At 41.2% G+C, this 25,634-nt stretch carries 21 protein-coding genes; 7 read left to right on the top strand and 14 right to left on the bottom strand.

The window, feature by feature from the left end; genetic code table 11:
• Positions 1-146: 146 nt before the first annotated feature.
• The 10 genes from Q0874_RS17215 to Q0874_RS17170 all read right to left on the bottom strand — a co-directional run bounded on the left by Q0874_RS17215 (position 147) and on the right by Q0874_RS17170 (position 13,364).
• Entirely contained in the window at positions 147-1,640 is a 1,494-nt protein-coding gene (locus Q0874_RS17215; protein ID WP_299164792.1) for an amidase, read from the bottom strand.
• Positions 1,641-1,755: 115 nt separating this feature from the next.
• Positions 1,756-2,682: a DUF5996 family protein gene (locus Q0874_RS17210; RefSeq protein WP_299164791.1), complete on the bottom strand. Its 927-nt coding sequence runs from the start codon at positions 2,680-2,682 to the stop codon at positions 1,756-1,758.
• Between the two features lie 17 nt (positions 2,683-2,699).
• Positions 2,700-4,838 carry a PQQ-dependent dehydrogenase, methanol/ethanol family gene (locus Q0874_RS17205; protein WP_299164790.1) on the bottom strand — a complete coding sequence of 713 codons (2,139 nt, stop codon included), beginning with the start codon at positions 4,836-4,838 and terminating at the stop codon, positions 2,700-2,702.
• A 14-nt stretch (positions 4,839-4,852) separates the two neighbouring features.
• Entirely contained in the window at positions 4,853-6,139 is a 1,287-nt protein-coding gene (locus Q0874_RS17200; RefSeq protein WP_299164789.1) for a Gfo/Idh/MocA family oxidoreductase, read from the bottom strand.
• 58 nt (positions 6,140-6,197) lie between these two features.
• Positions 6,198-7,310: a galactokinase gene (gene galK / locus Q0874_RS17195; protein WP_367275464.1), complete on the bottom strand. Its 1,113-nt coding sequence runs from the start codon at positions 7,308-7,310 to the stop codon at positions 6,198-6,200.
• Between the two features lie 41 nt (positions 7,311-7,351).
• The gene (locus Q0874_RS17190; RefSeq protein WP_299164787.1) at positions 7,352-8,602 is read right to left on the bottom strand and encodes an FAD-binding oxidoreductase; all 1,251 of its coding nucleotides are present in this window, start codon (positions 8,600-8,602) and stop codon (positions 7,352-7,354) included.
• Position 8,603: 1 nt separating this feature from the next.
• Complete coding sequence (locus Q0874_RS17185; RefSeq protein WP_299164786.1) at positions 8,604-9,611, bottom strand: 4-hydroxyproline epimerase; 1,008 nt, start codon at positions 9,609-9,611, stop codon at positions 8,604-8,606.
• A gap of 14 nt (positions 9,612-9,625) precedes the next feature.
• Positions 9,626-11,209, bottom strand: coding sequence for an aldehyde dehydrogenase (NADP(+)) (locus Q0874_RS17180; protein WP_299164785.1), 1,584 nt, complete (start codon positions 11,207-11,209; stop codon positions 9,626-9,628).
• Between the two features lie 11 nt (positions 11,210-11,220).
• Positions 11,221-12,159, bottom strand: a complete 939-nt coding sequence (locus Q0874_RS17175) for a dihydrodipicolinate synthase family protein (protein ID WP_299164784.1) — start codon at positions 12,157-12,159, stop codon at positions 11,221-11,223.
• 35 nt (positions 12,160-12,194) lie between these two features.
• The gene (locus Q0874_RS17170; protein ID WP_299164783.1) at positions 12,195-13,364 is read right to left on the bottom strand and encodes an aldose epimerase family protein; all 1,170 of its coding nucleotides are present in this window, start codon (positions 13,362-13,364) and stop codon (positions 12,195-12,197) included.
• Positions 13,365-13,523: 159 nt separating this feature from the next.
• On the opposite strand from Q0874_RS17170, the gene Q0874_RS17165 reads away from it, so the two are divergent.
• A complete protein-coding gene (locus Q0874_RS17165) occupies positions 13,524-13,922 on the top strand; it encodes a hypothetical protein (protein WP_299164782.1) in 399 nt (132 codons plus the stop codon).
• A gap of 31 nt (positions 13,923-13,953) precedes the next feature.
• Here the strand turns inward: Q0874_RS17165 and corA are convergent, their stop codons facing one another.
• On the bottom strand, positions 13,954-15,021 hold the full coding sequence (gene corA / locus Q0874_RS17160) for a magnesium/cobalt transporter CorA (protein WP_299164781.1): 1,068 nt from the start codon (positions 15,019-15,021) through the stop codon (positions 13,954-13,956).
• A gap of 244 nt (positions 15,022-15,265) precedes the next feature.
• Between corA and Q0874_RS17155 the strand changes: the two genes are divergently transcribed.
• The 5 genes from Q0874_RS17155 to Q0874_RS17135 are packed head-to-tail and all read left to right on the top strand — an operon-like array spanning position 15,266 to position 20,783.
• Positions 15,266-16,327 (top strand): pyridoxal-phosphate dependent enzyme, encoded by a 1,062-nt coding sequence (locus tag Q0874_RS17155; protein ID WP_299164780.1) that lies wholly within the window; start codon positions 15,266-15,268, stop codon positions 16,325-16,327.
• Between the two features lie 17 nt (positions 16,328-16,344).
• Positions 16,345-17,418 carry a DUF1611 domain-containing protein gene (locus Q0874_RS17150; protein WP_299164779.1) on the top strand — a complete coding sequence of 358 codons (1,074 nt, stop codon included), beginning with the start codon at positions 16,345-16,347 and terminating at the stop codon, positions 17,416-17,418.
• Positions 17,415-18,938 (top strand): hypothetical protein, encoded by a 1,524-nt coding sequence (locus Q0874_RS17145; protein WP_299164778.1) that lies wholly within the window; start codon positions 17,415-17,417, stop codon positions 18,936-18,938. The genes Q0874_RS17150 and Q0874_RS17145 overlap by 4 nt, the downstream gene beginning before the upstream one ends.
• A complete protein-coding gene (locus Q0874_RS17140) occupies positions 18,922-19,722 on the top strand; it encodes a creatininase family protein (RefSeq protein ID WP_299164777.1) in 801 nt (266 codons plus the stop codon). Before Q0874_RS17145 ends, Q0874_RS17140 begins: the two co-directional genes overlap by 17 nt.
• Entirely contained in the window at positions 19,722-20,783 is a 1,062-nt protein-coding gene (locus Q0874_RS17135) for a mandelate racemase/muconate lactonizing enzyme family protein (RefSeq protein ID WP_299164776.1), read from the top strand. The genes Q0874_RS17140 and Q0874_RS17135 overlap by 1 nt, the downstream gene beginning before the upstream one ends.
• Before the next feature lie 120 nt (positions 20,784-20,903).
• Here Q0874_RS17135 and Q0874_RS17130 read toward each other — a convergent pair whose 3' ends face one another.
• The gene (locus tag Q0874_RS17130; RefSeq protein ID WP_299164775.1) at positions 20,904-21,872 is read right to left on the bottom strand and encodes a zinc-binding alcohol dehydrogenase family protein; all 969 of its coding nucleotides are present in this window, start codon (positions 21,870-21,872) and stop codon (positions 20,904-20,906) included.
• Between the two features lie 286 nt (positions 21,873-22,158).
• Here Q0874_RS17130 and Q0874_RS17125 point away from each other — a divergent pair, with 286 nt between their 5' ends.
• The gene (locus Q0874_RS17125; RefSeq protein WP_299164774.1) at positions 22,159-22,590 is read left to right on the top strand and encodes a VOC family protein; all 432 of its coding nucleotides are present in this window, start codon (positions 22,159-22,161) and stop codon (positions 22,588-22,590) included.
• A 656-nt stretch (positions 22,591-23,246) separates the two neighbouring features.
• Here Q0874_RS17125 and Q0874_RS17120 read toward each other — a convergent pair.
• Both Q0874_RS17120 and Q0874_RS17115 read right to left on the bottom strand, forming a co-directional pair.
• Entirely contained in the window at positions 23,247-24,692 is a 1,446-nt protein-coding gene (locus Q0874_RS17120; RefSeq protein ID WP_299164773.1) for a tyrosinase family protein, read from the bottom strand.
• 27 nt (positions 24,693-24,719) lie between these two features.
• Positions 24,720-25,634 (bottom strand): fibronectin type III domain-containing protein (locus Q0874_RS17115; RefSeq protein ID WP_299164772.1); only part of this gene is annotated, 915 nt, incomplete at its 5' end.

Here is a 25,634-nt window from a genome sequence, read left to right as displayed (position 1 = left end):
TAGGGATTTCTGGCTCTAAGATACGGAATCCTTTACACCCATGGGAAAGTTTAATTGGTTGTCATCTACCAGAATAATTTTTCAAAAAATTTCATAATGTAATCCTCTGAATTTTGCGAAGGTACCTGTTTAATTACAAGAGAATTCTAATCATCAACTGCGATCAATTCGGGTCTCTGGCCTAAATGATTAGTGATCTGTTCATATGCCAGGGCAAACTCCAATACCCTTTTATCATCTCCAAATTTACCCATGACCTGCATACCCATTGGCCTGCCTTTTGCATCGAATCCCACAGGGACATTAACTACCGGAATGCCACCCAAACTTCCTAAAATAACTACTTCCATCCAACGATGATAAGTATCCATCTCCCGCCCATTAATTTGTTTGGGCCAGTGGATCTCTTTTGGAAACGGAAACACTTGTGCGGTGGGTAAAACCAGGAAGTCATATTCACCAAACATCCTGTCTAACTCGGCGTACCAATTGGTGCGAATCATATTTGCCCTATCTACATCTTTCTCATTAAAACGCAGACCCTGTTCAATTTCCCATATCAACTCTGGTTTTAGCAAACCCCGGGTGTCTGGATCCTCATAGTAATCCAGCATGTTCATACGCCCATAATGACGCAGGATGGTCCAGCTTTGCCATAAATCTGACATATTAAAATTGGACTGCATAGATTCTACTTTTGCACCAGCACTCGCTATTTCCCCCAGGCTGGCCTCACACAATTCAAGGATTCCGGGCTCCATCGCCAAATAATTATTGAGATTGCCCATCCAGCCTATCTTTATTTTATTGAGGCTTAGGGGATTTAAGTTATCAAAATCGGGGCTACGTGCGATCGTCTGTAATAGTTTAATAGTATCACGGGTATTTCGCCCCATAGGTCCGGAGGTCGAAAGAAGCCTGTTTTCAGCATCCCCTTCATCCATCACCACATTTGTACTCGGTCTGAAACCTATTACATTATTAAATGCTCCTGGATTTCTAAGGGATCCCATCATATCGCCACCATCTGCGACAGGAAGCATACGAGTGCCTAAACCGCAGGCCGCACCTCCACTACTGCCACCACAGGTCAATTTCGGATTGTAAGCACTTCCCGTGGCCCCGAATACCGGATTGTAGCATTGGGAACCCAAGCCAAATTCCGGCGTATTTGTTTTGCCAATAAAGATGGCGCCTTGGTTTCGAATTTTTGCCACCAAAGCACTGTCTTCTTCAGCTATGCGCTTAGCAAACATGGGCGATCCACTTGTGTAAGGCAATCCAGCCACCGGAGCCAAATCCTTAATTGCGTGGGGCATGCCGTGCATCCATCCCCAATATTCATTTCTGGCTAAGGCCTGATCTGCTTGGCGTGCTAAGCCTAATAATTCATCGTCATTAACCATACTCACAATGGCATTATACACCGGATTGTAGCGGTGGATATGATTCAGATAGACCTGCATCACCTCTACACAACTGGCCTGCTTTGTTCTTATTGCGACTGAAAGATCGGATGCGCTGAAATCTGTCAGATCCGAAGAAAGATTGGCTGCAAAAAGAGTATTCGAAAAAGGAAAGGGTACGGAAAGTACAGCACCATAAGCTGCGGTATTTTTTATAAATTTTCTTCGATCCATAGTGGTTTTTAAGTATTTTAATTCCTTTATTCCGGGGCAAAAGCAACGAGAGCATCATTAGATGGAGTACCCATCTTACCCCCGCTACAAGTGATAACAATATATTGTTCTCTGTTCAAAGTTGATCTAAATCAGGTACAGTAAGCTCATCAATATTCCATTTTGCCCTTTTTGCACCTGCCTGGTAGGTGCTTTCCAAGAAATCGAGTACAGCTTTTCGCGGGTTCGTTGAATTCTTAACATCTTCGTATCGCAACAGGGCCATAGGGCTACCATTGCTATCCTGCCAGAATGCCCCTTTTGGTTGAAGGGGTTCCTCATCTATCCCATCAGGGGAAGGGTAGGTATAGGAGTAATACATTGGCTCTGGCACATTATTGTCGCCCACCCAAAATCCAAAGCTAATTTGTTCATGGGAATAGGTTTCTTTTTCCAAAATCCTCGCAGATTTATCCATAGGAGGAAGCTTTTTCCCGGAGAATCTGGTAACCACTAAATCGAGGTGATGCCAGTAGATGTGAACGGGACAGGTTTTTCCGTAAAAACGACCGCTAAATTCCTGAAAAACGTTGTTATTCCACAACATCAGTTTCCAGAAGGTATTAATATACTTCCAGTCGTAATGGTGGTACTCTGTAATCTCGTTGAAGCTTTTATCGATGCCTACATCAAATGGTTTGTCAATAAATTTTGGAAATACACCAATGCCATTTATTTCGGCCATAAACCGTGTGTAAAAATCTGCTATGGTAGGATTATCTTCAAGGGACAACACAATTTCCTCTGCTGAACTTTGGGAGATGATGACCGCTTTCCTTTTTATATTAAACTCTATTTCAAAGCTGTCCAACCCGTCATTTATGGGGATGCTATAGGTCCCAAAGCCTCTTGGGGTAACATAGATTGTAATGTACCACCAATGGTTTTTTCTGGTGGTTGATTTCAATCTTGTCTTACCCAATATTTGGAGTAGTAAATGAACGGTTATCCTGATTTCTGTCCATTCATCAAAAGGTAATGCTGGTAGTTTTTCGGTTTCCATACTAATATTTTTATAAACTAATGTAGCGAGGAAGCTGGTTCATTATTGCTATTTGTTTGTGCTTCTCTCCTTTCTTTGGCATCATTCAAAATGTAATTTTTAATATCACCAATGTCTTCTTTAGATAAGCGGTCACCAAAATTGGGCATTCCTTTTTCAAGAAAAACACCTTCCCCGGCAATCTGTGTTATCATGTTTAAGGTTTCGGGTTGGGAATAAGCTAAGTTAGGAATGCTTCCGCCACCCGTGGGAAGATTACCGCCTCCATGGCAGCGGGTACAATACTTGAGGTACAATTTTTGGCCATGGTCTATTTGAGCTGTGGTGGCTTCAAAATCAAGGTCTACCAGTTGCTGAGCTGGCTTTTTTTCAAAAAAGGGCATGGGTTCATTCCTGCCCAGGGCAAAGGTATAAATGGTACCGGGATTTATCTGTTCTGTAAACTTTGTCCAGAGTCCCATTACGCCACCCCAACCTACAGGGATAGTGATATATTGTACATTATCTATTTCATAGGTAATGGGAGGTGCAATAATTCCGGTTGCTAATGGATAGGACCAAACTTTTTCTCCTGTAACGGCATCGTAAGCTACAAAGTCGCCTTCTGAAGTTCCCTGAAAAACAAAATCGCGCGTGGAAAGAACTCCTGCATTCCATGGGGTGAGTTGTTTTACATTCCAGACTTCCTTTTGCTTTATAGGGTCCCAGGCTATCAGTTTACCAAAACCTCTTCTGGCCATCAGATCTTCATGGACTTTTTTTTCCGGGTCAAAATCTGAACCCGTGTTCCAGCTTCTTCCGTCCTCTTCATATTTCCAGTTGGCAGGTTGCCCGTAAAACATACCATTTTCACGTGCGGGGATATAAACTAATCCGGTAACAGGATTAAAAGCCATAGGTTGCCAGTTATGTCCGCCTAAGGCCGATGGCGATATTTCTGAATTCATATTTGGATACCTGCTAAAACTACTTTCTACGGGCCGTCCGGTTTCTTTATCGATGCTCTTTGCCCAATTCGTATAAACATAGGGTTCAGCAGAAATAAATTCCCCGTTAGTACGGTCTATCACATAGAAAAACCCGTTTTTAGGAGCCTGCATCAGCACTTTCCGGCTTGTACCTTTTATTTCGAGATCAGCTAAAATAATATGTTGGGTTGCGGTATAATCCCAGGTGTCTCCGGGGGTAGTCTGATAATGCCATTGATATGTTCCATCATCCGGGTCTAAAGCTACAATGGAGGATAAATATAGGTTATCGCCTCCCCCCGGACTTCTAATATCCCTATTCCATGGAGAACCATTCCCAACGCCAATGTACAAAAGGTTTAAATCAGGATCATAGGCCATGGCATCCCATGCCGTACCTCCACCACCAAATTTCCACCATTCTCCGGTCCAGGTTTTTGCAGCGTCTTCCATGGCTTTGGACTCAAATCCATCTGCAGGATTACCAGGTACGGTATAAAACCGCCATAGTTGCTCACCGCTTAGGGCATCGTAGGCAGAAATGTAGCCTCTTACTCCATATTCTGCCCCTCCATTTCCTATGATTACTTTTCCGTCAATTACTCTTGGAGCTCCTGTTATGGTATATCCTCTACTCTGATCAACGGTGAGCACCTCCCAGTATTGTTCACCTGTAGTTGCGTTTATAGCAATTAAGCGGCCATCAAGAGAGGCTACATACACCATACCTTTATAGATGGCGACCCCTCTGTTCACCACATCACAACAAGCCTTTTCGCCATGTCCTTTGGGAACTTTAGGATCATAGGTCCAGATAAGTTCACCCTTTCTGGCATCAATGGCATATACCACACTCCAGGGCCCCGAAACATACATAATACCATCTACCACAATTGGTGTTGCTTCAATACCACGTTTGGTTCCCAGGTTTATGCTCCACGCCAATCCTAAACTATCTATATTAGATTTGGTGATCTGACCTAAGGAACTAAACCTGTCTTCTTTGTAATTTTTCCCATAACTGAGCCAATCTCCAGGGCTTTCATCGGCAGTCAGAAGCCTATTCTCATCTATCTGATTTGTAACTGTAGTAATATGTTCTTTTGAGCCCGGTTCCGGATCTGTGCCGCAGCTAGTTATTGATATAAGTAAGACAATACCAAATAGAAACCTAAAAAGGTTGTTCATGGTTGGTTTTTTTGTTAAGTTAAATCCCATTTTTTCCTGGGCTTTCTGGAGAGCAGTGCATTAGCTTCCTTATCCCCAATAAATTTTTCTTTTTCAGCATTCCATGCCAGTTTTCTGTTCAGCTGCCAGGATATTAATCCCAAATGCATGGGCAGGGTCATCTCTCTGGCATAGGCCAGGTTAGACTCCGAGGGCTTACGCGATTTTACCGCATCAACGAAATTCTGCTGGTGACCGGGAGAGCGCGTCAGGGTTTTTGGAATTTCCGGAATATCGGTAACCGTCTCACCGTTGATGGTGATTTCCCGGGTTTCATAATCACAAATAAGGGTGCCCTTTTCACCTTCAAAATAAGCGCCAATGCCTCTTTTCGCCGCACCGGGAACATCGGGTGGGGTGGAAGTCCAGAACAGTTTTAAATCCTGAAATTCATAATCCACGTCTATCCATTTAGGTGTATTGGCTATTCCATCGGCTTCTTCCCCTCTGGCTGAGATACTCTTCAGGCCTTTTGGCTGAATTGCCCAGTATACCACATCAGCAATATGGCACCAGAAATCGGCAAATACCCCACCGGAATAATCCATAAAATACCTATAGGTAAAATGGCATTTTGCAGGAATATAATCTACATATGGTGCTGGCCCCAGCCACATATCCCAATCCAGGGTTTTGGGAATAGGTTTTATTACAGTCTCGGTCAAATCCGGAGGTCCACCAGTTTTCCAAAGCCTTACGGTATGGACTTTTCCAATGGCCCCGGCCTGAATCAATTCAACTACTCTGTGGTAATTATCTGTGGCATGAATCTGCGTTCCCAATTGAAAAATACGGTTGTATTTCTGTTGGTTTTTAAGTAATAATTGTCCTTCTTTTACGTCGTATGAAAGTGGTTTTTCACCATAGACATCTTTCCCTGCCTGGAAGGCGAGTGATGCAATCTGGCTGTGCCAATGATCCGGAGTAGCGCAGGTTATGGCGTCAATATCCTTTCGATCCAAAATTTTTCGAAAATCTTTATACCCGCTGACTTTAGATCCCGGTTGAAGACTTTCCAAAGTTTTTAAGCTATCGGCCAGATGCAATTCATCTACATCACAAAGGGCAACCACTTCTACATCATCTAAACCGGCGAACCATTTCATATGGTTATTTCCCATGCCACCAACCCCAATATGAGCCACGCGAAGCCGGTCACTTGCCGCTACTTTAGTTGTTAGCGACGGCAGGAGGGTTAATCCCATAAGGCCCAGGCTACTTTTTTTTACAAATTCCCGACGATTGTGTTTAGGTGCTTTCATAGTACTATTTTTTACACTTTTAAAGTACAAAAAAAAGTGTCACTATTTTAGCCCGAAGTTATAGGAGGGTAGTCCCGGCACTGGGATGCCCTTCAAAAGAAGTCAGTTTAATATTAAATTCCTTTTCATACGCTTCACATGCCGATTGAATAAATGCATCGGCTACATCTTCATGAACCAAATTGATGGTACATCCGCCAAAGCCACCACCCATTAACCGGGCACCTAAAACCTCCTCCATATTTGTTGTAAAATCCACTAAGAAGTCTAATTCCCGGCAACTTACTTCATATAAAGTTCGGAGGCCCTCGTGTGTTTGGTACATCAAAGCTCCAAGGGTTTTTAAATCTCCCTTTTTTAAAGCTTTTACAGCATTCAAAACCCTGTTGTTTTCTTCCACCACATAGGTACATCTATCCAACACTTTCGGACTCAAAGCCGTTTTACAGGTCTCGATCATCTTGAGATTGGCATCCCTTAGCGATGCTACATAGGAGTAATTTTTTTGCAGGATGGCTACTCCTTCTTCGCACTCTTTTCTTCTGGTGTTGTACTCACTACTGGCCAGGCTGTGAGAAATATTGCTATTTAATAAAACAAGTTTGTAGGGGGCTATGGCAAATGGCACATAGGTATGCTCCATACTTTTGCAATCCAGTAAGATCACATGATCTTTTTTACTCATTACTGAGGCAAACTGGTCCATTATGCCACATTTGGTACCTACATAATTGTGTTCTGCATCCCGGGATAGCGCCACGATCTCATGTTTAGACAATCCAAGATCAAAAAGTTCATTGAGTCCAAAGGCCAGACCGCATTCCAGGGCTGCTGACGAACTGACTCCTGAGCCAACCGGCAGATCACTTTCTATAGTGCATTGAAACCCTTTTAGTTCCTGATTTCTTTTATAGATTTCATACAACACTCCCAGGATGTAATTTTCCCATTGAATGTTGCTCGGGGCAATATGTTTAAGATCTACAACAAGTGCTTTTTCATATCCCCTGCTTCTAATTTCACATTGGGTATCTGTATTATTTCTCTCAAGTGTAAAGCGAATTCTCTTGTCTATGGCAGTGGGTAATACATATCCCAGATTATAGTCGGTATGTTCCCCAATGATATTGATCCTCCCGGGAGAATCTACAATCACTTTATCCAAAACCATATCAGCCATTATTTGTGAATTGAGAACTTTTGCTTTTAATCTTAAAATTTTCTGTCGGGGTTAAATGGCGCAATATCCATTGCTGTTTTTTTATTGTCAATTATTTCTGAAACGAGTTTCCCTGTGGCCGGACCAAGACTCCAGCCCATCATGGCGTGCCCGGTGGCATAAACAAGGTTGCTATAGGCTATACTCCTGCCAATATACGGCAGGCCGTCCGGACTTACCGGCCGAAGCCCGCTTTTGGCATTTGCCTTGTCCTCCATACTTATTTCAATTTCCGGATAATAACTTTTTGCCGCCTTGGCAATTGCCTCAACCCGCTCTTTTCTTATGTTATTGTTAATACCTGAGAATTCCATGGTTCCGGCAAAACGTGTAAAGCCTTGCATAGGGGTAACCGCAGCTTTGGCTTCCAAAAGTACGGCCGGAATGCTGATCCCGGTAGGCTTTTTTACATTAATTGAATATCCTTTCCCTGCTTGCAAGGGAAGGCTAACAGCCAATTGTTTTGATATCTTGCCACTCCAGGAACCGGCTGCCAAAACTACTTCGTCGGCATTGTAAGATCCTTTGGAGGTTGTTATTTCAGTAATTAGACCCGCTGAAGTGGAAATCTCCAGTACTTCTTCATTAGTTTTTAGATTCACCCCGGCATCCTTGAGATGTTTTACCATTTTAGGCATAAATTCAGTAGGGGTTGTATGGCGGTCACATTCATAATGGATGGCCCCTTTTACATCTAATTTTACATCAGGCTCCAGTTTCTTCAATTCTTCAAGGTCCAGGGCTTTTACTTCGAGTCCAAGAAAACGTGCTTTCTGTGCCACTTCTAATTCACCTTCACCTGCTTTATCTGTTTTGTACAGCATTAGCAGACCTTTTCGTTCCAGTTGAAATTCACCTAGATCACCAGATGCATAGATGTCTTCAAACAAACCACGACTTAAAATATTAATATCCTTGATCACCGGAATTGCCTTTGTCACTTTGGCTTGGGTGGAAGACTTGTGAAAATACCAGGACCATCTAAAAAAATCCGGGTCCCACCGCGGTTTCATATAAAACGGACTTGCCGAATTGAACATCCATTTAATGCCCTTAACAATCATTCCCGGAGATGCCAGTGGAATGATATGGCTGGGAGTAATATAACCAGCGTTCACAAAAGAAGCCCCGGCAGTTATGTCTGATTTATCTATAACGGTCACCTGGTGACCTGACTTATATAAATAATAGGCAGAACTCAAACCAGCAATTCCACCGCCAATGATAACTATGCGTTTACTCATATTAAATTACCTGAAAGCCCTGTGCAAAAGGGTCATCATCATCAATGTTTATTTTATTATATCCATAAACCCTAGCCCATCCTTTAATGCTGGGGATAATGGCCGTTTTATTGTCTAAAGTAGTAACTTCTTCAATACGACCTATAAACTGAGACCCGATAAAACTCTCGTGGATAAAATCTTCAGCTGATTTCAGGAGGCCTTTAGCATGCCATTGTGCCATCCGGGCTGAGGTGCCTGTGCCACAGGGTGAACGATCTATGGCATTGTCCCCATAAAAAACAGCATTCCGGGCGGTGGCATTTGGCGCTATGGTGCTGCCGGTCCACAGAATGTGGCTCACATCTCTGATGGTCTCATTTTCAGGATGTATAAATTGATTGGGGTATTTTGCGTTAATAGCCTTACGTATTTCCCGACTAAACTGAATGAGTTCCGTGGCGGTGTAATCCTGCAGCCCGCTGAAGTTTTTCTGGGGATCTACAATCGCGTAAAAATTCCCTCCATAGGAAACATCAAAAACTAAAGTACCCAAATGAGCGCTTTCAATATTTAATTCCTCAGCTGCAAGAAAGGACTTTACATTGTTGAATTTGACCCAATCTACTTTTTTAGCTGTTTGCTGATATTCAACTTCAACCAAACCTGCAGGGGTCTCCAAACGAATTTTTCCGGGAATTTTAGGGTGTATTAGCCCTTCTTCAATTCCAATGGTTATGGAACCAATAGTGCCATGTCCGCACATAGGCAAACAACCGCTGGTTTCAATAAATAGGATACCCAGGTCGTTTACAGGATCTGCCGGAGGGTAAAAAATACTACCGCTCATCATATCATGACCGCGAGGTTCAAACATAAGACCTTTACGAATCCAGTCATAAGACTCCAAAAAGTGTTGCCGCATTTCGCTCATGTTCCGGCCCTTCAAATCGGGGCCACCCTCTGCCACTACCCGTACAGGATTACCGCAAGTATGAGCATCAATACAATTAAAGGTAGTTATAGCCATTGGCCTATGGTCTGTTAAATCGCTGCATCCGTATAAACCCCATTTACCAATCGTAAAATTTGACGCGGATTCTCATCTTTAAGCTCATCCGGGAGAAGATCCTGGGGCCAGCTTTGATAGGCCACGGGCCTTACCCAACGTTTTATTGCATACGGGCCCACTGCGGTAAACCTGCTATCTGTTGAAGCAGGGAAAGGTCCGCCATGTACCATAGAGGGGCAAACTTCCACCCCGGTAGGAACGCCGTTAAAAATAATCCGGCCAACCCGACTTCCGAGGGCGGACACCACATTTACATGTCCACCTACTTCCTGTACGCTTCCTAAAATGGTACCGGTAAGCTGTCCTTCCAAATTATTGAGGATACTGATGAGTTCCTTGATATTCTCGCATTGAACAACTATTGAAAAGGGGCCAAATACTTCCTGGTGTAGTTTGGGGTTCTCCAGAAAATTTTTCCCTTCGGTTGTAAGCACAAGTTGTTGGGCAAAATAGGGCTGTGGGTCTTTTCCAAAATTTGCTATTGGGCTGGTACCGGACTGGGCAGCAGCTGTTTGCTTACCTCTTTCGTAATTGCCATAAATGTTGGGATGCAACATACAACTGGGTTCCAGCTTCGCAATTTCTTTCCCCAGGGAACTGATAAAAGTATCCAGGGCTTCACTTTTCAGGCCTAAAATAAGTCCGGGATTGGTACAAAACTGCCCAGCACCCAACATAATAGATCCGGCGTATTGTTCCGCCCAAGAACTTGCCTTTTCTCGAAGGGCAGAAGGCAATACCACTACGGGATTAATACTGCCCATTTCAGCGAAAACAGGAATTGGTTCCGGACGCTCATTGGCCAATTTTTGCAAGGCTGTTCCACCCCGGATACTTCCCGTAAATCCAACTGCCTTTATCACTGGGTGTTTAACAAGTTGCTGACCCACTTCAATGCCACTACTGTTCAGGTTGGAAAACACCCCATTGGGCATATCTGTTTTTTTTGCTGCTTTTTGAATGGCTGAAGCTACCAGTTCCCCTGTTCCGGCATGCATGGGATGACTCTTCACAATAACCGGACAACCGGCTGCAAGTGCACTGGCAGTATCCCCACCCGCAGTGGAATAGGCTAGTGGAAAATTACTGGAGCCAAATACGGCAACAGGCCCCATAGGGAAAAGCATCTTTCTTATATCGGGTTTTGGTACAGGAGTCCTGTCTGGCAGCGCAGTATCAATACTGGCCTCTACCCAGGAACCATCTTCCAAAGTGTTGGCAAAGGTTCTTAACTGACCGACGGTGCGCCCCCGTTCTCCTTTAGCCCTGCCTTCGGGGAGACCGCTTTCCAGGCAATAGGTATCGATAAGCAAATCACCCAGGGCTTCGATTTCATCAGCAATAACTCTTAAAAAGCCGGCCTTACGTTCTGCTGTGAAGTTTCTATAACTTTCAAAAGCTTCTGAGGCTAGTTTTGCGGCTTCATTCAGTTCCTCTCCTGTGGCTTCATAAAAAGTCCATTCGTTCTCCAGATTTAATTTGGGGTTAAAAGTTTTATAAGTCTTACTGCCATTGGCAGAGTGTTTATTTCCAATATAATTTTTTCCTGTGATCATAGTGTTGTTAGTTAGGCCGTATGATAAGATGTTTTGTTCAAATCTTTATAATCCGGTAATGTTGGTCTGGATTTCATTCCTTCTTCTATAATTTTTAAAACCCTTTGGCGTTCGTCTCCCTGTAGCGCGAGTCTGGGTGCCCTCACATTTTCTGAGCCTATTCCTGTGGCAACTTCAGCCAATTTAATATTCTGCACCAGTTGTGGGCTTATATCCAGTTCCAATAGCGGTAAAAACCAGCGGTAAATTTGTAAAGCCTCGGCAGTTCTGCCGGCTTTTGCCAGTTCGTAAATAGCAACGGTTTCCTGTGGAAAGGCACAGACGAGGCCGGCTACCCAGCCATCGGCCCCCATTAATATACTTTCAAGCCCAAGGGTATCTACCCCTGTAAGTACTTTTAACCGATCTCCAAATCTGTTTTTTATTCGGGTGATATTAGAAATATCACGGGTAGATTCCTTTACCGCCTGTATGTTGGCGCATTGTAATATTTCCTCAAACATGTCCAGCGTAACTTCAATTCCATAATCTACCGGATTATTGTAAATCATGATTGGCAGGTCTGTACTTTGGGCAATAGCCTTAAAATAGGTAACCGTTTCATAATCATTTGCTTTATAGCGCATCGGAGGTAGCATCATAAGTCCACTTGCACCATACTTTAATGCATTATTTGCAGCCATAATAGCTCCTTTGGTGGATTGTTCTGCAATGTTTATGATAACAGGAATTTTCCCATCTACGATGCCTACAGTGGTCTCAATAAGAATCCTCTTTTCATCATCTGAAAGTGTACTGGCTTCGCCCAGGGTGCCTCCCAGTATAATTCCGCTAACACCCGCCTCGACCTGAGCATTTATGTTTTGCTCAAACATCTTTAAATCCAGAGTATCGGCCTCTGTGAATTTGGTGGTTACAGCGGGCATAACACCCTTCCATTGTACTTGCATAATTATCAGGAATTAGTTGTAAAATGTAAAATTACTTATTTTACTATATCAAATTTATAAACGGTCATTGATTTATAGGTTTCTCCCGGTTCTAACAAGGTGCTTGGGAAGTTTGGCTGGTTTGGAGAATCCGGGAAATGTTGTGTTTCCAGGCAAAAAGCGTTTCTTTTCATATAAGGCTTTCCACTTTTACCAATACTGCTCCCATTCAAAAAGTTACCACCGTAAAGTTGAACACCCGGTTCGGAGGTGTATACCTCCATTATTCTTCCACTTGTGGGTTCTGTGACCCTGGCGGCCAGAACAAGTCCTTCACTATTTTTAGGAGATTCATTCAGCACAAAATTATGATCATAACCTCCTCCTATAACCATCTGTGCATGATTACTATCCAGGTCTCTGCGAATTGTTTTCGGCGTGGTAAAATCAAAGGGAGTGCCTTCAACACTCTCAATGGCGCCAATAGGGATAAGTCCGTTATCCACCGGGGTATATGAAGAGGCGTTGATCATCATTACATGATCATTAATATCCCCCATACCTTCACCTTTAAGGTTAAAATAGGAGTGGTTGGTTAAATTAATAATAGTGGTATTATCTGTGTTGGCTTCATAGATAATTTTTAGTTCATTGTTATCTGAAAGAACATAGGTAACCTTTACATCGAGGTTACCGGGATAACCTTCCTCCATATCGGGAGAAACGCGGGTAAATTCAATTTGGTTGGCTGCGGTTTGCCTGGCTTTCCAGATTACGCTTTCAAAACCAATATTACCACCGTGCAAATGGTTTTCACCATTATTTTTTGCCAGCGTATACTTAGTATTTTTAATGGAAAATTCTCCTTTGGCAATTCGGTTTCCATATCGGCCAATTACAGCCCCGAAGTTGTTTTTGGGCCCATTCATATATTCGTCAAGTGTTGGTAAGCCCAGAACAACATCGCCCATTGCTCCATTTTTATCAGGTACATGTAAGGCAATTAATCGTTGTCCGTAATTTGTGAAGTCGGCTCTTAGTCCGTTTTTATTAGTAAGGGTATATAAGTTAATACTATCACCATCAATAACGGCTTCAAAATCATCAGGATTTACTGTGTTGGAATATGAAAACCTTTTTTCTATTTTCTGAGGTTGATCTTTGGTGCTATTATCCTTACAGCCTATAACAATTAAGGCCAAAAGGATTATGGAATTTATCTTCATAGTGTTCTAAAATTTAGACCAATAAATGTAGGGAAAAGTAAGCATCTAAAGGAGGTGGAACACAAAATATTAATACAAATAATCGATTAATTATATTCAGATGTCCTTTAATTTAAACGGGAGATACTCTTTTTCGTAATATATTCTTATTTTAGGTTGATGAGATCACCTATCACAAGTATTTTAGTGATGCTTCTTTTTGTTCAATTTTCAATGAGAAGTCAGATAGAGGAAGATAAGGCCCTTCATTTTGCTGCCGGCGCATTTTCAGGGGCAGCCGGTGCGTTAATAGCTTCAAAAATAAGTAAAAGAAATCGTTTCTGGACGGTTACCGGCTCTGTGGCAGCCAGCCTAATGGCGGGCTTAGCCAAGGAGGCTATCGATAAAGGCAATGGAGGTAAATGGGATAATGGCGATTTGGCGGCAACGGTCTTAGGTGGTGTTACTGTTGGGGTAAGTATTGAATTATTTTCCAAAAAGGAAGGGAAATACTATGTAAAAAGAAAAAAATCTGCCAAAAAAAAGAAAAAGAATGATAAGTTAATGGCACTCTATTGATTGAATAATTTATTAGAATAGTAGCAGCATTCTAAAGCCACTCTCTACGTTTAAAGTAGTAGAGCATACCTAAAAATACCACAACCATTACACCCCAGAGCACAAAATATCCGTATTGAAATTTAAGCTCCGGAATATTTTCGAAATTCATTCCATAGACTCCGGCTATAAAGGTAAGCGGGATAAAGATGGTAGCCATAATGGTAAGCACTTTCATAACTTCATTCATCCGGTTGCTGATAGTCGTCATGTACATATCCATCAAACTCCAGATCAATTCTCTCTGAATATCTATACTTTCCGAGACCTGAATAACGTGATCATACAAATCCCTTAAGTACAATTGAGTTTTTTCAGAAACCAGTGAGGTCTCAACTTTATCCATGCGGTTTACCACTTCTCTAAGTGGATAAACAGCGCGGCGTATTCTTAGTATTTCCCTTTTTAGGTTGTGGATTTCCTGAATAAGATCATTATTTGATTTTTCTTCAAATAAATTTTCCTCCAATTCTTCTATTTTTTCACCCATCACCTCCATGAGATTAAAATAATTATCCACTATGGCATCCATGAGTACATAAAGCAGGTAGTCTGCACTCTGGCTCCTAACCCGGCCTTTGCTGTTGCGCAATCGCTCCCTGACCGAATCAAAAACATCACCATCCGCTTCCTGAAAAGACAATACATAATTGGAACCCTGAATGAAACTTATATTTTCAAATTTTAGATTCTGTTCCTGATCAAAATAAAGCATTTTTAACACTACAAAAATATATTCCTCATGCTCCTCCAGTTTGGGCCTTTGCTTGGTATTGGCAATATCTTCTAAGATTAGCGGATGCAGCTCAAAATCTTTCCCCAATTTTTCAATTTCATTGACGTGATTAAGCCCGTTGACATTTATCCATGTTATGGTCTCCTTATTTTCATAGGTAAAGGCTTCTTCAATATTTTTGAGTTGCTTTTCGTCCAGATATTCCTTGTTATAGTCAAAGACATCTATAAACAAATCTTTTTTGGCTTTATTCCCAACATAAACGATAGTACCAGGGGCTAATCCTGTTTTATTTGCTGCTCTTGATGAAGTTGCTTTTTGCATGTCCTGATTTTATAGTATTACAATGTAGTTTATTTAGGAGTGTCCTACAAACGTTTTCCTAATGCTATTAGGTGGATTGTTGATTGAAAACAGGTATCTAATCCTAATTTAAATAGCAAACTTCACCGGAACAATAATCCTTTCTCCAATTTAGAGGTTGGAATTATATGTAATTTAATCTGTTTTTTGTTCACAGAAGAACATATATTTAGTATACATTTATTCAAAATAGAAGTGTTTTAAAATGGATCTGAAAGACGGGGTCAAAACCGCTGAAAATAAAGTCTCTGCGGAGACCAGTAACTTAAGTTTATATGTCCGGAACAAGGAGAATGCTCTGATAGACAGGTTGGAAAGTTATGAGGATATCACGAATATTGAAGTTGGGGATACAGGGCTGTACAGAGCCAAGACGTTGGAACGGGAGTTTAATATTCGGCAACTGTATACAAAATATGAAGGCGACAATCCCACCGGAACCCAAAAGGACCGTATAGCTTTTGCCCAGATTTACGATGCATTGCGCAGGGAGTTCGATGTAGTTTCCCTTGCAACTTGCGGCAACTACGGAGTAGCAATGGCTCTGGCGGCCAATTTAGCCGGAATTAAGTGTAAAATATTCATTCCTGAAGCATATCATACAGAACGCATTAAGGAAATGGAAATATTGAATGCAGAAATTATTCGGCTCCCTGCCAGCTATGAGGAAGTAGTTATTAAGAGTAGTGAACTGGCCAGGCAAAACGAGTGGTATGATGCGAATCCCGGGGGAGCCAACACCCCCTTGCAAATTTCTGCCTATTCCAAAATTGCCAACGAAATTGTTGAAGACCTTGGAGACGCCCCTAAATATTGTGCGGCTCCGGTATCTAACGGAACGCTATTTGCCGGAATTTACCGCGGTTTTGTGAGTTTGTATAAAAGAGGGAAAACCTCGAGAATTCCAAAGATGATAGCTGCTTCATCAAGCAGAAAGAATCCAATAGTGCAGTCATTTAAACTAGGCTTAGATGTTTGTAAAGATTTGAGTCCGGAAGTTATTAAGGAAACACAATACAATGAACCTCTTATTAACTGGCACAGTTTTGACGGAGACGAAGCACTGTATGCCATAAGGGAATCCGGGGGCGACGCATTTAATATAAGCGATAAAAAGTTGAAGGATATGAGTTCGCTTTTGCTTAAAAAAGAGGGGCTAAGAATTCTGCCTGCAGCTACAGCCGGCCTTATAGCATTATTGGAACTTGATGCAAAACTTGATTTTGAACCCGACCGGTTTGTGGCTGTTTTAACAGCCAGGTACTAAGTATTAAAATTTAGAAAATGAAAAAAAGTATAGACGGAAAAGCCCTGGTATATTGTGAGGGCGCATTTAACACCCCTAATGGGAAAACAGCCCATGGATTGGTTCGATTTACAGAACGTTATGAAGTTGTGGGAGTTATCGATAGTAAATACGCAGGGAAAGATGCAGGCGAGGTTTTGGACGGCAAGACCTGTGAAATACCCATATTTAGATCGGTTGCTGCTGCCACCAAAGCTCTGACAGAAACAAAAAACTTGCCCAAATATTTTGTTATAGGGCTCGCGCCAGATGGAGGCCGATTAACAGCTTTGGCGAAATCTTCGGTCAAAGAAGCTTTGGAAATGGGGTGGAATGTGGATAGTGGTCTGCATGATTTTTTATCTAAGGATAAAGCAATTGCACGGTTAGCTGATGAATGTGGATGTAAAATCAGGGATGTGCGAATGACGCCTGAAAGAGATAAACTTCATTTTTTTACTGGTGAAATAGAAAAAGTAGATTGCCTTAAATTGGCTGTTTTGGGAACAGACTCCGCTTTGGGTAAAAGAACAACGGCGTGGATCCTTGTTCATGGTTTCAGGAGAGCCGGACTTAAGGCTGAGATGATTGGAACGGGACAAACTGCCTGGATGCAAGGCGCCAAATATAGCATGATTCTGGACAGTTGTATTAACGATTTTGTTTCAGGTGAAATAGAACACGCCATAGTAAGTGCATGGAAAAATGAAAACCCTGATGTGGTCATCATTGAGGGTCAGGGAAGTCTGATGAATCCCGCCTATCCAGGAGGATTTGAAATTCTTGCGGCCGGAAGACCAGATTATGTTATTATGCAGCACGCCCCCAAACGACTGGAGTATGACGGATTTCCCGGATATAAACTTCATTCTTTAAAAGAACAGATTAATGCGGTTGAGGTAATATCGGGGAAAGAAGTAATTGCTATTACCGTGAATCATGAGTTGATGACCGAAGAGGAAATTTTACCTTCCTGTGAGGCAATAACGAAAGAAACCGGCTTACCTGCTTTTGATGTTTTAGCCCATGGAGCAGATGAACTTATTAGCCTATTGAAGGCAAAAATAAAATGATAGACATTAGATCACTTGTTGTTTTTCCTTTACTCAGGGTACATAATTTAAGCGTTGAGCCCAAACGGGTAAAAGCGGTGTATACAATTGTGAAAAATGACGAAAGTGAAGAGAAAAATGAGCTGATCTATTCCTACGATAACACCTACTTTGACCGGAAAAATCCTGAAGATGTCAACCTTGCTTCAATGATGGTGGTTCAGGTAGCCTTAAATTACGGACTTTTTTTTGAAAGCATTGAGTTTGATGGTCTTTTTGATCAGACTGATAAACGATTTCTCCTCGATATGCTGGAAAACACTTCCAGGGAAATTTTAGTCAACAAATTCCTGACCAAAAATGAATTTTTAAAACCACCATTTGATGCAATTACATCTGAAAAAATAGATCATTATACGGCTGCGAAATTAAATTTCACGAATACGCAATTTTATCATCTGGAACTCAAAAAGCGCAAGTCGGAAACAGACAAATCACAATACGCGATTTTGAGTAGCGGAGGTAAAGACAGTTTGCTGACGTATGGGTTAATCAAAGAAATTGGAGAACCACACCCGGTCTTTATCAATGAATCCGGACGGCATTGGTTTACAGCTGTCAATGCCTTTAAATACTTTCAAAAAACGGAACCCAATACGGTCAAACCCTGGTGCAATAGTGATCGCATCTTTAATTGGATGGTGCGACAAATGCCTTTTATTAAAGAAAACTTTCAGAATATCAGGGCTGACATCTATCCTATAAGATTATGGACAGTGGCTGTATTTCTTTTCGGGGTATTGCCTGTTGCACGTAAGCGAAATATTGGAAATATTCTGATAGGGAATGAGTATGATACTACTTTAAAAGGCAACCACAACGGGATAACACATTATAAGGGCCTATATGACCAGAGCGCTTATTTCGATAATGCCCTGAGCCGATACTATCATAAAAAAGGGTGGAATATTTATCAATATTCTATTTTGCGAAGCCTGGGGGAACTCCTGATATTAAAAGTGCTGGTAAAACGATACCCTGAACTGCAAAAACAGCAGGTGTCCTGTCATGCTGCACACGAGCACCATGGACGAATGCTGCCCTGTGGGAATTGTGAAAAATGCAGGCGAATTGTAGGTATGTTAAAGGCGTTGGATGAGGATCCAAAAAGGTGTGGCTATTCAGATGAACAAATAGAAAAAGGACTGGATGCCCTCACAAAACAGAGTATTAAACAGCTTGGGTCTGATGCGGCACAACTATTCCATATATTGCTGAATAAGAAACTTATCGATGAGAACGAACATACCCTTAAACTGGCGAAGGAACATCCTGAAATTGTACAACTTCGCTTTGACAGGGAACGAAGTCATTTGGACGATATACCCAAATACATCAGAGAACCACTGTTCCGTATTTTCGCACAATATTCGGAGGGAGCGGTACAATTAAAAGATCGAAAATGGCATACCTTCGTATTTGATGAGGAGCAACTTAATATTCCTTATTTTTTAACTAAAGAAAATGAAAACAACAACTAAAAAAACAGGTTTCCTTTGGGAGCAAATGACCTGGCCGGAAATAGAAGCATACCTTAAAACGGTAGATACCGCCATTCTGCCATGCGGAGCCATAGAGCAGCATGGACCTCACCTGCCGGTGGATGTGGATTATTATGATGCCAAATACCTTGCGTACAAGGTAGCTGAAGGCTGTAAAGACCCAAAGCCATTAGTGTTGCCTTCGATTCCTTTCGGGGTGTCATTTCACCACGATGATTTTAAAGGCACGCTTAGTGTTACAAATGATGCGCTTTCTAAATTTGTATATGATCTGGGAATGAGCCTTGCCAAGAATGGGATAAAAAAGCTGATAATTCTCAATGGGCATGGAGATAATGCACCTACCCTGAGCTATGCGGCGCAGATGATCACCAGGGATACAAATATTTTTGTTTGTGTAGACACCGGGGAGACCAGTGATGCCCTCCTTTATAAACTAATTGATACTCCAAATGATATTCATGCTGGTGAAATTGAAACCAGTACCACCCTTGCACTTCGTCCGGAATTGGTTCAAATGGACAAGGCTGTTAATGAGACAATGATGTTTGACAATAAATACCTGGACTATGACAGCGAATCTAGTGTCAACTGGTATGTACATACCCATAAAATATCAGAAAGCGGAATTATGGGAGATGCTACCAAGGCTACTGCTGAAAAAGGTAAAAAAATGTGGGAACTGATGATCCTGCATATGATTCGGTTTGTTGAATCTATTAAAAATGCCCCTTTAAAAGATTTATATCAAAAGCGGTATTAATGAAAATCACAAAGATATCTTATGAGCGACTTCATTTAAAACTTGTGGAGCCCTATACCATTGCTTATGAGACCATTGAAGAAACGACAAACTTTATTCTAAAGCTGGAGACAGAAGGTAAATGGACGGCTTATGGTTGTTCAGCACCCGATCTCACTGTAACTGGGGAAGGCCCGGAGCAGGTTGAAGAAGCTATAAAAGATATTATTATTCCTTATTTAAAAGGTAAAAATCCATTTACCTATAATAAGATTTTGGCAGAACTAAAGGAATTGCTCGGGAAGAAATCATCTGCTCTGGCTATGGTCGATATTGCCCTGCACGACCTTATAGCAAAAAAGGCAGAAGTGCCTTTGTATCAATTTCTTGGGGGATATCGGAATTGCATTTCCACCAGCATTACAATTGGAATATTACCACTGGAGGATACCCTCCAACGTGCCTCTGAATTTGTAAAGCAGGGATTTACCATCCTTAAAATAAAAGGAGGACATAATTTGCAGGAAGATATTGAAAAAATGATGCGGGTGCATGAAAAATACCCCCAACTCATACTGCGGTTTGATGGAAATCAGGGATATAATGTTGCAGAATCTGTTGCCTTTGTGGAAGCAACCAAAAAAATTGGGATCCAGATATTTGAACAACCCACAAAAGTTAAACGTGAAAAGAAATTGGGTAAGGTAACAGATCAGGTGCATATACCTGTAATGGCCGATGAGAGTATAAAAACTCTGGCCGATGCTTTTCGGCTTGCTCAGAATGAGCGCATTGATATGATTAATATTAAGTTGATGAAAGTGGGAGGTATTTCCGAGGCAAAGCATATCAATTCAGTGGCAAAATCAGCCAATCTGGAAGTTATGGTTGGTTGTATAGATGAATGTAGTTTAGGAATATCGGCCGGCCTTCATTTTGCTTTATCACGCCCCAATATCCAGTATGCAGATCTTGATGGGCATTTGGATATGGAAAACGATCCGTTCAAAGGTATTTTCAAACTGAAAAATGGTATACTCTATCCTTCTGAAAGTCCTGGTTTGGGATGGATTGATAGCTAATAAAAAACTTCCAACTTTCGATGAAGGACTTTTGTTTTGCGTAAATAACCCTGTACTGTGATCCCAAATTTAAAGCATAGGACCTAACTTCGTTATTACTATATGGTTGAACTTGTGGACCTATATTTCAACCACTATTTTTCCCTTTGCTAAATTACTTTCCATATAGGTATGCGCTTCAACAATTTTGTCAAGGCTAAAAATCTTGTCGATATTAAGGGTAATCTCCCCATCCGCAACTGCATCAATAAAATCTTGTAATAAGTCTTTCTTTAAATTAGCCGCGTCTCCCATGTATACTGTCAATCTTCCCAAAGAAGGAATGTCACCCATGGGCGTGAATTCCCTGAGTGTCCATTCGCCGCCAAGTATTCCTGTCATGCAAACTATCCCCCTTCGTTTTATACATTTTAAAGAATCCTTCAAAGTTTTTATACCGATTAATTCCAACACCTTGTTTACGCCATCGGGGAACAATTCTTTAAGTTCCTCTGCAACCGTTCCATTATCAATAAGGACATGATCCGCCCCATTTTCTATTAAGAACTCCTTCTTCGACTCGTTCCTGGTGGTAGATATAACGGTCAACCCCAAATGTTTTGCCAATTGGCAGGAGAGCATTCCTATGGAAGATGTTCCACCTCTGATAAGTAAGGTTTCGCCAGACCTGACCTCTAATGCCTGAGTTAAAGATCCTGAAACAGTTTGAAACATTTCCGGTATGGCTCCAAGGGTACTCCATGGTAAATTGCTTTCAAAAGGAAATACTATTTTTAAGGGCACCAGAGTATACTCCGCATAACCTCCATCAAAATCCCTTCCCATACCGCCCATGATAGCAGCGACTTTCTGACCTTTATAATAGGCGCCGGATGGGTCTTCCTCTACAGTTCCCACGCATTCTATCCCCTGGATTCTTGGAAACTGAACATCCGGAGAATGGCCCTGACGTGTAAATAATTCAGATCTGTTTAATCCAAAAGCTTTGATTTTTAGTAGAACCCACCCCTTTTTTGGCTCCGGGATAGCTCTTTCTTGTATCTCAATTACTTCAGGTGCACCCGATTGTAAAGTTACCGCTGCTTTCATAAGTTTCTTTTAATAAACTTAGCGATATAAATTCAATTTAAACATTGAGCGCATTCCAAAAGAGAATTTTTATGGTAATTAATTATCCATAACTTTAATATGCTCATTACGCCGGTTATTAAATATCTGCCGGATCACCTGACTCAGGCTTAGCAGGCAGGTTAATAACTGCTTCTCTCTTTACTTGGAAATTCTTATTTTTAGAAAAATTGATCAGGTTGTGGAAAATGCATAAAGAATTTCGTCCTATCTAATCATGGTCCAAACCTTAGCTGTAATTTGAAAAATGAATAGTAAAGAAAATAAAATAGAGATAGAATTTTTAGACCACGTTGCAATTCGCGTTAAGGATTTAAAAATATCTGCGGATTGGTACGATAAAGTTTTGGGGCTAAAAAAATATCAAATGTCAGAATGGGGAGACTTTCCTGTTTTTATGCTTGCAAATAAATCTGGAATAGCTCTTTTCCCCGCAAATACTTCTGACACAGAGCTTGATTTAAAATCAAAAAACATAAAAATTGACCATTTTGCTTTCAATGTAACCAAAGAAAATTTTGACATAGCAAAAAAGCGTTACATGGATCTGAATTTGGAATATAACATCCAGGACCATTATTATTTCCAATCAATTTACACAAAAGATCCAGACGGACATACAGTTGAATTGACAACAATTGTGGTAGATGAAAATTCATTTTACAAACAAAGCGAATAATAAAAAGCACTTACCAATTGAATGATTAATAAGTGTTTAATAATTTTACATTGTGCGCCGGAGGAGATTGCTTTCTCTCCACTTTCGTTAAAACTTCAGTGGATCAAAAGCGGCCTGAGGGGGTGGGCCTGCCACAGAGTAACCCACTGCCGGTATATCCTTCGCTCCTGGAGCAAGCTCCAAGCTTGGAACAAAAAAACCCCTCATACTATGTATGAAGGGTTTACTTTGTGGCGGTCTGGACGGGACTTGAAATATTCGATCCAGATCCATATCTTACCCCCTGTAAAAATTGATATTATCACTGATTAGCTAGTTGTAATTGGTTTTACGACTATACAATTAGATTGAACTAAATGGACCTAAAAGGAAAATTCATGGGGAAATTGTGGGGAACATTATTTATGTGAGATAATTAGCAATGGTCAAAAGGCCTTTCATTTGAATTACAGCTTGCAATACAAGGATAGTTTACTTCGGACTGATATCCAAAAAAAGCTTCCTATACTCATGGTATCAGGTAAATACTCCTAAACAAAGATAATGGATACTATTTTCTGAAAGTGGTCACAAATTAAGATCCAAGGAAATATCGTTATTCACCAAATTACTCATGGAATGGTAAATTTGGTTTTCATCATACTATAACATCAATTTTACTGCCTGATAATTTTGTCTCTAAGCAGAGTCTGATCATTAGAACTGACCTCAATTATATACATTCCCGGAGACCAATTATGAATCTCTTGGATTCTAATTGAATCTCGATCTTCAAAATAGTCTACATAAACAATCTTACCTGTGACATCAAAAATAGTTACCTTAACATTGGCTAGTTGTGTGTCTAGCTGAACAGTGATACTATGGAGAAATGGATTTGGAAATACCACTACTTTAACCTTATTCGCAATACTTTCTGTAAAATCATAGGCATTTACACCAAGTCGGTCATCGTCGTTTAGATCAAATGGGATTTTATTGGGGACTATATCTTCAGTTTCTTCTTCTTTAAGTAAAATTAAAGGAGCCATGGTTCCCTGATCAATTTCGGCCACAAAAGAGGATCCTGCTATGGCTTCAAAACCTGGTATCAATTCTATCTCATTGACAGATTCTATATGGCACCTCGCACCTGATGGTACTGTAAAATTATTTCCTACACGTATTAGATACTGATAATAAAAGCTTTCCGTGTGCTCGTTAAAGGCCTGCCTTATATCTGTCACATTGCCAAAAATACTGGTAGTGTAATCACTAAGTTCCGCTAATTGATTTTGAGCATAAAATACTCCTAAAACCTTATTATCAGCTATAAAATCAGGATCTACCTGAGGAAGTATCTCGCCATCAAAATTGTAGGTGCCATCATATCGAAGCATAGTAGTAGATGTTATATGAAACGACCCTTGCCCAGGAAGTTGTGCCTTTTCCCATTCATCCCAAAGTCGGTCTACATTACCATGGTGCAGATAAAAAATCGGATCCCTGGGTGAACTTCTCGAACGCATAGCCCCTTCTACCCAGACATGGGCTCCTACATGAACAGAGCCTCTTTCCATATTATTGGCATAGCTGTAAAAACCTATATTTCCAGATGTAGGTGGTGGCCAGTTCGAACCAGGTATAGCTTGCAAGGCAGTTACTTGTGCTGGAGAGGGTAAGTTTGAACTACCCAAGACCCTGTCCAATGACCAGTTGGCGTCAAAACTACCCATAAAATTTTGATCCCATAAAGAGGAGGTAGTAGATTGATCTATCGAAGAATCCCAATACGGAATGCTGATATTGGGATCAATCTCTTGCATGGCCTGCTCCATTTCAAAAATTTGCATCCGATGCCAAGCAAAGAAAATCTGGTCTTCTGGCTCATCCATTAAGTTATTGTGAATATCTCTATTTGGAGAAATACCAAAACTGAAGAAATCCCTATGAAATACTGCCAGATCATTTACAATATCCGGACCGTTGCGTAACGCATAGAAGGCATTAACCAAGGCCGTCTTTTCAGAATCGGTCATTTCTGTATAGTTCTTTCGAATACTTTGTCCTTCGACCGAGTACACTAAAAAAAAGATCGCTACCAATGAAAAAAGCCTGCTCACAATAACCGGTTTACCTAAAAATTTATACTATTTCTGTTCTAATTTTCTCTCAAGGACTTCCAGGCGTTCTATTAAAACTTGAATCTTTTTGTTTTCCTCTTTCAGCGCTTTCAATGCCATTTCCTGTTTTATGGTATACAGGGTTAATTCTTCGATTTTCTGAAGCAATTTGGCATTCATGTCTCCTAGGTCAATTCCGGTCTGTCTTACTTTTTGCGCACTAGGAATACCTTTCAAATGGCCCTTATCCTCAATAAACTGTGCTACCTCTTCCAAACTCGGCAGATCATAGGCGGTGTCAAAAACAAAATCGGGCCAACTGCCCTGTAGCTCAACCTTAACCGATTCTGCAATAACACTTCCTGCGACAGCCAATCGATACCCTTGTGTATTTGATGTTCCAATTCCTAAATTTTGGTTTACTATTAAATCTCTGGCCTGCCAGTCTATCGTTGCTAAATTGGCGTTTTGGGTTGTATAATGTATAGCCGAAGTATTTATGTTTACCAAATTACTTACTTGGGAAACATTCCCTTCTGAGTCCCTGGCATATACGGTAAAAGTATAAGGAGTTTGAGAGATCAACCCAGTAACATTAAAAGTGGTCGCTCCCCCTGTAAGACCTAAACTGTTAGCGCCATCCTGAAACACCTCATAATCCGTTACACCAACATTGTCGAACGGTTCGCTCCAAATCAGTTCTAGTGTAGTATCCGTGATATTAAAGGCAGATAGATCTGTAATGGCGTCAGGCGCCTGGGTATCCGTAGTTTGATATAGAATACTGAACTGCGTCGCAGCTGTATTGCCATTGCCCGCGGTATCGGTAGCTACTCCTGCAGCTATATCTACGGTGACTGTACCCTCAGTGGTTGGAGTAATATCAACTGTATAAGTGGTGCCTGTTCCTGAAAAATTCCCCGCATTGCCATTGCCAAGGGT

The sequence above is a fragment of the uncultured Eudoraea sp. genome (assembly GCF_947490415.1).
Classification (GTDB): Bacteria; Bacteroidota; Bacteroidia; order Flavobacteriales; family Flavobacteriaceae; genus Eudoraea.
The sequence above is the reverse complement of the archived record's forward strand: the minus strand, read 5'-3'. Positions and strand labels throughout refer to the sequence as shown.

What these genes read in the sequence shown, in the direction of transcription:
- Q0874_RS17215 (WP_299164792.1), bottom strand. Translation starts at nt 1,640, where the DNA reads ATGGATCGAAGAAAATTTATAAAAAATACCGCAGCTTATGGTGCTGTA.
- Q0874_RS17210 (WP_299164791.1), bottom strand. Translation starts at nt 2,682, where the DNA reads ATGGAAACCGAAAAACTACCAGCATTACCTTTTGATGAATGGACAGAA.
- Q0874_RS17205 (WP_299164790.1), bottom strand. Translation starts at nt 4,838, where the DNA reads ATGAACAACCTTTTTAGGTTTCTATTTGGTATTGTCTTACTTATATCA.
- Q0874_RS17200 (WP_299164789.1), bottom strand. Translation starts at nt 6,139, where the DNA reads ATGAAAGCACCTAAACACAATCGTCGGGAATTTGTAAAAAAAAGTAGC.
- galK (WP_367275464.1), bottom strand. Translation starts at nt 7,310, where the DNA reads ATGGTTTTGGATAAAGTGATTGTAGATTCTCCCGGGAGGATCAATATC.
- Q0874_RS17190 (WP_299164787.1), bottom strand. Translation starts at nt 8,602, where the DNA reads ATGAGTAAACGCATAGTTATCATTGGCGGTGGAATTGCTGGTTTGAGT.
- Q0874_RS17185 (WP_299164786.1), bottom strand. Translation starts at nt 9,611, where the DNA reads ATGGCTATAACTACCTTTAATTGTATTGATGCTCATACTTGCGGTAAT.
- Q0874_RS17180 (WP_299164785.1), bottom strand. Translation starts at nt 11,209, where the DNA reads ATGATCACAGGAAAAAATTATATTGGAAATAAACACTCTGCCAATGGC.
- Q0874_RS17175 (WP_299164784.1), bottom strand. Translation starts at nt 12,159, where the DNA reads ATGCAAGTACAATGGAAGGGTGTTATGCCCGCTGTAACCACCAAATTC.
- Q0874_RS17170 (WP_299164783.1), bottom strand. Translation starts at nt 13,364, where the DNA reads ATGAAGATAAATTCCATAATCCTTTTGGCCTTAATTGTTATAGGCTGT.
- Q0874_RS17165 (WP_299164782.1), top strand. Translation starts at nt 13,524, where the DNA reads ATGAGATCACCTATCACAAGTATTTTAGTGATGCTTCTTTTTGTTCAA.
- corA (WP_299164781.1), bottom strand. Translation starts at nt 15,021, where the DNA reads ATGCAAAAAGCAACTTCATCAAGAGCAGCAAATAAAACAGGATTAGCC.
- Q0874_RS17155 (WP_299164780.1), top strand. Translation starts at nt 15,266, where the DNA reads ATGGATCTGAAAGACGGGGTCAAAACCGCTGAAAATAAAGTCTCTGCG.
- Q0874_RS17150 (WP_299164779.1), top strand. Translation starts at nt 16,345, where the DNA reads ATGAAAAAAAGTATAGACGGAAAAGCCCTGGTATATTGTGAGGGCGCA.
- Q0874_RS17145 (WP_299164778.1), top strand. Translation starts at nt 17,415, where the DNA reads ATGATAGACATTAGATCACTTGTTGTTTTTCCTTTACTCAGGGTACAT.
- Q0874_RS17140 (WP_299164777.1), top strand. Translation starts at nt 18,922, where the DNA reads ATGAAAACAACAACTAAAAAAACAGGTTTCCTTTGGGAGCAAATGACC.
- Q0874_RS17135 (WP_299164776.1), top strand. Translation starts at nt 19,722, where the DNA reads ATGAAAATCACAAAGATATCTTATGAGCGACTTCATTTAAAACTTGTG.
- Q0874_RS17130 (WP_299164775.1), bottom strand. Translation starts at nt 21,872, where the DNA reads ATGAAAGCAGCGGTAACTTTACAATCGGGTGCACCTGAAGTAATTGAG.
- Q0874_RS17125 (WP_299164774.1), top strand. Translation starts at nt 22,159, where the DNA reads ATGAATAGTAAAGAAAATAAAATAGAGATAGAATTTTTAGACCACGTT.